The sequence below is a fragment of the Streptomyces sp. HSW2009 genome, assembly GCF_040240285.1.
Lineage (GTDB): Bacteria > Actinomycetota > Actinomycetes > Streptomycetales > Streptomycetaceae > Streptomyces.
On record NZ_JBEHZD010000461.1, the window covers coordinates 1 to 6545 of the forward strand.

The following is a 6545-nucleotide window of genomic DNA, read 5'->3' on the forward strand; positions in this document are numbered from 1 at the left end:
GGCGGGCCGTCGCCGCCCTGCCGCTGGCCGCCGGCGGGTCGGGCGGGGCCGCCGCGCCCGCCGCCGCGGCGCTCCTCGATGAGGGCGACCGCGCTGGGCGGCAGCCAGGCCGATGCCGTACCGCTGTCGTCGCCCGCGGAGAACAGGTGCGGGGCGAGTTGTGCCTGGAGGTCGGCCGGGGTCGGTCGCTCGTCTGCGGTCATCTGCATGCACGACTCGATGAGCGGGTGCAGTTCGTCCGGCAGGCCGCTCAGGTCGGGGCCCTCGCGGAGCAGCATGAAGACCGTCTCGACGGGGTTGGCGCCGTGGTACGGGGCGTGTCCGGTGGCGGCGAAGACCAGGGTCGAAGCGAGGGAGAAGACGTCGCTGGCGCCGGTGACGCTGCGGGAGTCGCGGGCCTGCTCGGGCGACATGTAGGCCGGGGTGCCGACGGCCACGTTGGTCATCGTGAGCCGGGTGTTGGAGACGCCGGAGGCGATGCCGAAGTCGATGACGCGCGGCCCGTCCTCGACGACCAGCACGTTCGACGGCTTGAGGTCGCGGTGGACGAGACCACCGCCGTGGATGGACTGGAGTGCCTCGGCGATGCCGGCCGCGAGCCAGCGCACCGCCTGGGCCGGCAGCGGCCCGCACTCGTTGACTATTTCCTCCAGCGAAGGGGCGGGCACGTACGCGGTGGCCAGCCAGGGCACCGCGGCCCGTGGGTCGGCGTCCACGACGGCGGCCGTGTAGAAGCCGCTGACGGCGCGGGCCGCCTCCACCTCGCGCGTGAAGCGGACCCGGAAGAGCTGGTCCTCGGCGAGCTCCGTCCGTACGGTCTTGATCGCGACCCGCCGGCCCGATGCCGAACGGGCCAGATAGACCAGCCCCATGCCGCCCGCGCCGAGCCGCCCGAGGACCTCGAACGGTCCGATTCGCCTCGGGTCCTGCTGCGTGAGCTGCTCCACTGCCTGACACCTCCCCGTGGGGGCCGGAAAAGGTGCGGCCCCTTGCAGCGTCTCACCGGCATGGCCCACCGGCGGTACGCATCCCGCATTCTCTCCGGCGAACGCGCCGGTTGCGAACCCGGGGGCAATTCGCCGTGTCCCGGGCGGATCGGTGACGATCTCCCCCACCTTTTCCCGCCGTGCGTTCCCGGGTACGAGACCGGCCCGCCCCCCGGGGGGGGGGGGGGGGGGGGGGGGGGGGGCCGGGGGGGGCCGGGGCGGGCCCCGCCCCGCCCCCCCGGGGGGGGGGGGGGGGGGGGGGGGCGCCCCCCCACCCCCCCCCCCCCCCCCCCGCGGGGGGGCCCGGGCCCCCCCCCCCCCGCCCCCGGGGGGGGGGGCGCGCCGGTACGGGGCGGGACAGGGGCGCGCACGGTACGTCCGCGCGCGCTCACGCCGGGCGATGCGGGACGGCGCTGGCGCGCCGCGGCGGCCGGCCCCGGGCGGGCGGGGTACGGGGTGCCGCGGGTCGCGTACGGGTCAGGCGCCGGTGGTCGAGCCGGGCCGTACGACCATCAGCACCACGACAACGGCCCAGGTCAGCGCATAGAATCCGGTCACCATGCCCAGCTTGGGCATGCGGGCGGCCATGGCCCGCAGCGCGCCGGGCTCGGCCGCGTCGTCTTCGAGGAGCATGACGGCGCCCTGCTGGTAGCCGAGGACGGCGATGCCGAGCAGCACCGCGGCGATCAGGGTCAACACCATCGAGGCGATCAGCCAGGTGTCTCCCATCACACCCATCTGTTGCGCGGTGAGCATGCCGAGGATCGGCACGGAGGCGCTGAGGAGCGCGTAGACGCGGCTGATCCGGTGCAGCAGCAGGACCGAGGCCAGGGAGCCGGCGCGCTCGGCGGGGGCGGCGGGCGCGGCTTCCGGGGCGGGCTTCGAGGCGGCGGGCGTGGTGCTGGAGGCGGTGGGGGACGCCGCGGCGGAGGTGGCCGCGGACGAGGCCGCGGCTGCGGTCCTGGCGGCCGTCGCCTGCTGGGTCTCGTCGCTGGTCGCAGGGGGCGGAACGGTGGCGTCCGCGTCGCCCGACCCGCTCGGCCCGGCCGCACCGCCCGCTGCCGTCGCCGCCGCGGCCGTCAGGGCCTGCCGGGCGAAGCGCGGGAAGAGGCTCGCCGCCACGGTGACGGGGCCGATGAACATCACGGCCACCAGCACATGGATGCTGAGCATGAGCTTGGTCATGGCATGCCCTCCCGATCGGCGCCCCGAACGAGCACCAACCCCTAGTTTCAGTCTGCCTTAAACTTGCATCGAGGCTAGCATCGCGCCGCTGCCCGCTGCCGGGCGGCCCCCGGGCGGGGCACGGACGCGGACGGGGCACCGGCGAGAACTGGGCGCCGGCCCGGCCGCACGGCCGGCGAGCGACCGAACGGAGGCGGCCTGACGTACGGGCCCGGCGTACGGACCAGACGTACTTGCCGGGCATCCGAGTCGGGCGTACGACCCAGACGTACGAGCCAGCGAACAGGTGCCGCCCGGTGCGGGCGGCGGAGGGTGGGAAGCACGTGACGCAGAGCCCGGTCGGACCCCCGGGTACGCCGCCGTCGCCGGCGCTGGTGGCGCCGCGTACCGGGATGCTGCTGCTCACGGCGGGGCGGCTGGTGCGTGAGGAGATCGACCGGGCGCTGGAGGCGCGCGGCCTTTCGCTACGACATGTGAGCGCGCTCGGCCACCTCTCGCGCGAGCCCGGCCTGTCCTACAGTGCGCTGGCCCGCCGCGCCGGGGTCACCGCGCAGAGCATGCAGGCCACGGTGCGGCAGTTGGAGCGGGCGGGCGCGGTCGCCCGGCAGTCGCGGGCCGGGCGCGGCCGTACCGCCGAACTGCGGGTCACCGCGCGCGGCCGGGACATGCTCACGGAGGTCGACGGCGTCCTGTCCGCCACCGAAGAACCCCTCCTCGCGGGCCTCTCCGCAGAGGAGCGCACGGTCTTGGCCAAGGGCCTCCTCCAGGTCCTCAGCAATGGTTGGCGCGCGCGCCGCGACACGCCGCTCCCCGTGGAACCGCCCGCGGCGGGCCCGGCGACGCCCTCGGCCTCGCCCTCGCCCTCGCCCTCGCCCTCGGCCTCGGCGCCAGCTTCGGCTTCGGATCGGGCTCCGGAATCGGCACCGCGGCCGGCGGTGGAGTAGGCACCGCTCGGCTGACCGCTGGCCGGGGACGGTGGGGACGGCTGGGGTGCGCGGTGCGTACGGAGCGGCTGGGGCGAGCAGTGCGCCGTGGGGCGCCGCTCGGCGTGAGCCCCGTACGCGCCGCACGTTCCCCACGCGTACGGCGCCGGGCCCCGTTGCGTAGGGAACACGTACGCCGCGAGCCTGCGCCCAGGGAACGTCCGGCGCGGGCCCCGTGCAGGGGAAACGTACGGCGCGGGCCGCCCCGCCCCGCGCCACGGTCTGACTACGCGGGCGCGGGCGCGCGCGAGGCGGCCCGTCGGCTGGGGCCCGAGCCGTCAGGTCGCCCGGGGCCCGGGGCCGTCAGGCGGCGCGTCGGCCGCGGGTGGAGACCAGGGGCCAGGAGGTGATGGCCACGGTCGGGTCGGCCAACAGCTCCACCATCCGGTCGAGTTCGGCCTCGGTGGCGCCGGCCGCGAGCAGTCGGGGGCGGAGCTGGACCGTGTTGTGGGTAAGCAGGCGGGCGCCGGGGCTGCCGGCGGCCCAGCTCTCGGCGTGTACCCGGGTGTGCACGTCGGCCAGGCCGAGGCCGGCCATCGCCGCGTGCGCCTCGACCCCCCCGGCCGGGTCGGCGCCGCTGGCGACCAGGAGTTGCTGGGTGAGGTCGACGACCCGGTGCACGATCGCGGCGTCCTGTTCGCTCGGCACGGTCAGCGGGCGCTGGAGCGAGGTCGCGTCGAACTCCTCGATCAGCAGCCAGCCGCCCGGGGCGAGCGAGGCGACCAGCTTGGCCAGGATCTCGCGCCGCTCGGGGAGGTGGCCGAGCACCAGCCGGGCGTGGACCAGGTCGTACCGGTCGTCGGACGGCAGCGGCCCGCGCAGGTCGTGCTGGCGCCGCTGGAGCCCGGCGGCCGGCGTGGTCAGGGCGAGTTCGATGTCGGTGGCGAGCACGCTGCCACCGCCCGGGTGCACCAGGTCGGCGAGGTGGTGCGCGATGGAGCCGCCGCCCGCACCGACCTCCCAGCAGCGGGCCCCGGCGGGCAGGTCGAGTTCGGCGATGCGGGCGATGGTGATCGGGTCGTACGCGGCCTCAAGGGCGCCCAGTCGGGACGGCGCCTGGGCGGCCTGGTTGTCGAACGCGTAGTCAGTGGTGACGGACATCGGAACCTTTCGCGGGGCTACGGGGCTACGGGGCTACGGGACTGCTGGGCTACGGGCCTCGGGAGTTGCGGGCCTTGCGGGGCACGGGCCCTTGGGGTTACGGGGCCTTCGGCTGCGGAGGGCGGTCGGCGGGATGCGGGGCCGCGGGGCAGCGGAGCTACGGAGCAACGGGACTCCGCCGGGCGCGGGGCTGGCGAGTACGGGGCCGGTGGGCCCCGTGAGCCGGCGGCCGGGGCGAACGGAGCGGACCACCTCGCGCGCGAGGACGCCGGCGGGCACCCGGCACACCCGGCGCCGATGGTTCAGAGGATCTGGACGCGCTGGAGCCGGCGCGGCGACTCCCGTTGGAAGGACTCCCGGCGGTGCAGCACGGCGTGGTTGTCGATGAGCAGGTAGTCGCCGTCCTGCCAGGTGTGGGTGTAGCCGGTGTCCCCGCGGTAGAGCCGTTCGTGCAGGTCGGCGAGGAGTTCGGGGTGGGCGTCGGCCGGGATGCCCGCGACCTCAAGGTCGAGCGGGTTCTCGTACTCGTCGGCCGGCAGCGGCTCCGCGTACCGCAGCGTCGGGCGCCCGGTGATCGGGTGCGGGCCGACCAGCGGTGTGGTGAAGCTGCCGCCGAAGTGGCCGCGCTTCTCGACCGTGTAGGTGATCTGCACCTGCTCCCACAGCGCCCGGCGCTCCGGCTCGGCGTTCGCAAGCAGCAGTGTGGTGTCGAGGAAGGTGGTCTCGCCGCCCGCGTCCGGCAGCGGCGCCTTCAGGCACTGGAAGAACATGTACGCCGGCGTCTGCGCGGCGAACGCGCCGTCCCAGTGGTAGGGGACGCAGCCGGAGGTGAACAGGTAGTTCTTCGGCTTCTCCTGCACCACCAGGTCGAGCACCTCACCGAAGTCCCAGGTCAGCAGGGGTCCCCAGCGGCGTGCGCTGTCGGCGAAGGCGTCCTTGGACAGCGGCGCGAAGCCCCGCAGCACCACGACCCTGAACTCCCCGACCCAGCGGGCGAGCAGGGCGGGCGAGAGGGCGTTGACGTCCGTGTCGCCGCCTGACTCGATGACCACGCCGAAGGGCTTGAGGTACGAGCGGTCGATGCGGATGGCGGGGTCGAGCGGTAGGGCTGTGCTCATGACATGACCTCCTGGAGGGTGAGGTGGGGGGCGACGAAGTGGCTGGGGCGGTTGCCGCGCCACACCAGGGATGCCTTCAGCTCTTCGGCGTGGCTGCGCTTGGTCAGGAACATGCCGTCCCCGGTCTCCAGGGCCACCCCGTGCCAGGGGGTCAGCCAGCGGTCCCGGGTGCGGACGAGGTGGAAGCCGATCTTCTCGGAGTGCACCGGCTGCGGGTGGATGGAGAGCCGCAGCGCGTCCGGGTACGTCTCGGCGACGAGCCGGCTCCAGGCGTTGGAGCGCCGGATCACCTCCCAGGCGACGGGCTTGGCCTCTTCCCTGACCTTGGTACGGCTCCTGCCCTCGCTGACCGCGATCCGGTCCTCGAACATAAAGCGGTGGATGCCGTTGAACATCCCGCGCACGTTCTCGTCCTGGGTGGCCCGGTGTTTCAGGCTCGCCAGCGATTCCGCGTACTGCGCCATGAGTTCGGTGCGCAATGCGTCGTAATCGGTGCTGCGGTACGCGTCGGCCAGCGCGTAGAAGCCGATGGAGCTGCCGTCGAACGACCTGACCATTCCTTCGAGTTCGGTCCGGTAGCGGGTGGCGTCGTCGTCGCTCACCCCGACCACGTCCGCGAAGACGTGGCCGTCGGAGCAGATCGTGACCCGGGCGCCCGGCGCGTGATAATGCGTCAGGTGGTCACAGAAGGACTGGAGGAATTCCAGGGCCAGGCGTTCCCCCATGTCGGGTAACGCGCCGAGCACCTTGCGGTCGTTGGGCGACTTGGCGGGAAAGGCCGGGATGACGAAATGCAGCGGCTCGTCGGCCTCGATGCACTTCAGTACCTTCTTTTCATGCGGGGCCCTGCACGCATCGCACGGCACATCGGCGCAACCCCCGTCGGGGCCGGCGATGAGCCGGCGGAACCGAAAGACGTGATTGAGGATTTCGGTGCTGGTCGCTCGCTGTTTGACCTGCGTCACCGCACTCTCCTGCCTCTGAGTAAAGGGATAGGTGTGTTACCCACGCGGCCTCAGCGAGGCCGCGTCCACCCGGCTGCCGGGGCGTTCTCCGGGGCCGGGGTCTTGTCGTGACGAAAATGAGGGGCATCGGGGAATCCGGGCGGGCGGCGGGCGGCCGGTGGCCGACCCGCGGGCCCCGCCCCCCCGCGGCGGCCGCCCCCCCCCGCC

At 74.3% G+C, this 6545-nt stretch carries 7 protein-coding genes; 2 read left to right on the top strand and 5 right to left on the bottom strand.

Annotation, left to right across the window (positions count from 1 at the left end; genetic code table 11):
* Positions 1-947, bottom strand: a 947-nt coding sequence (locus AAHZ94_RS26205; protein WP_349995757.1) for a serine/threonine-protein kinase, incomplete at its 3' end; no start/stop codon positions are given.
* Between the two features lie 151 nt (positions 948-1098).
* On the opposite strand from AAHZ94_RS26205, the gene AAHZ94_RS26210 reads away from it, so the two are divergent.
* On the top strand, positions 1099-1533 hold the full coding sequence (locus AAHZ94_RS26210) for a hypothetical protein (protein WP_349995759.1): 435 nt from the start codon (positions 1099-1101) through the stop codon (positions 1531-1533).
* Here AAHZ94_RS26210 and AAHZ94_RS26215 read toward each other — a convergent pair.
* Positions 1464-2171: a hypothetical protein gene (locus tag AAHZ94_RS26215; RefSeq protein ID WP_349995761.1), complete on the bottom strand. Its 708-nt coding sequence runs from the start codon at positions 2169-2171 to the stop codon at positions 1464-1466. The two genes, AAHZ94_RS26210 and AAHZ94_RS26215, sit on opposite strands and share 70 nt — an antisense overlap.
* Before the next feature lie 323 nt (positions 2172-2494).
* On the opposite strand from AAHZ94_RS26215, the gene AAHZ94_RS26220 reads away from it, so the two are divergent.
* Complete coding sequence (locus tag AAHZ94_RS26220) at positions 2495-3115, top strand: MarR family winged helix-turn-helix transcriptional regulator (protein WP_349995763.1); 621 nt, start codon at positions 2495-2497, stop codon at positions 3113-3115.
* A gap of 342 nt (positions 3116-3457) precedes the next feature.
* Here AAHZ94_RS26220 and AAHZ94_RS26225 read toward each other — a convergent pair whose 3' ends face one another.
* The 3 genes from AAHZ94_RS26225 to AAHZ94_RS26235 form a co-directional block, all read right to left on the bottom strand.
* Positions 3458-4255 carry a class I SAM-dependent methyltransferase gene (locus AAHZ94_RS26225; protein ID WP_349995765.1) on the bottom strand — a complete coding sequence of 266 codons (798 nt, stop codon included), beginning with the start codon at positions 4253-4255 and terminating at the stop codon, positions 3458-3460.
* A 302-nt stretch (positions 4256-4557) separates the two neighbouring features.
* Positions 4558-5373: a TauD/TfdA dioxygenase family protein gene (locus tag AAHZ94_RS26230; RefSeq protein WP_349995767.1), complete on the bottom strand. Its 816-nt coding sequence runs from the start codon at positions 5371-5373 to the stop codon at positions 4558-4560.
* Positions 5370-6338 carry an L-tyrosine/L-tryptophan isonitrile synthase family protein gene (locus tag AAHZ94_RS26235; RefSeq protein WP_349995768.1) on the bottom strand — a complete coding sequence of 323 codons (969 nt, stop codon included), beginning with the start codon at positions 6336-6338 and terminating at the stop codon, positions 5370-5372. The genes AAHZ94_RS26230 and AAHZ94_RS26235 overlap by 4 nt, the downstream gene beginning before the upstream one ends.
* Between the last annotated feature and the right edge of the window lie 207 nt (positions 6339-6545).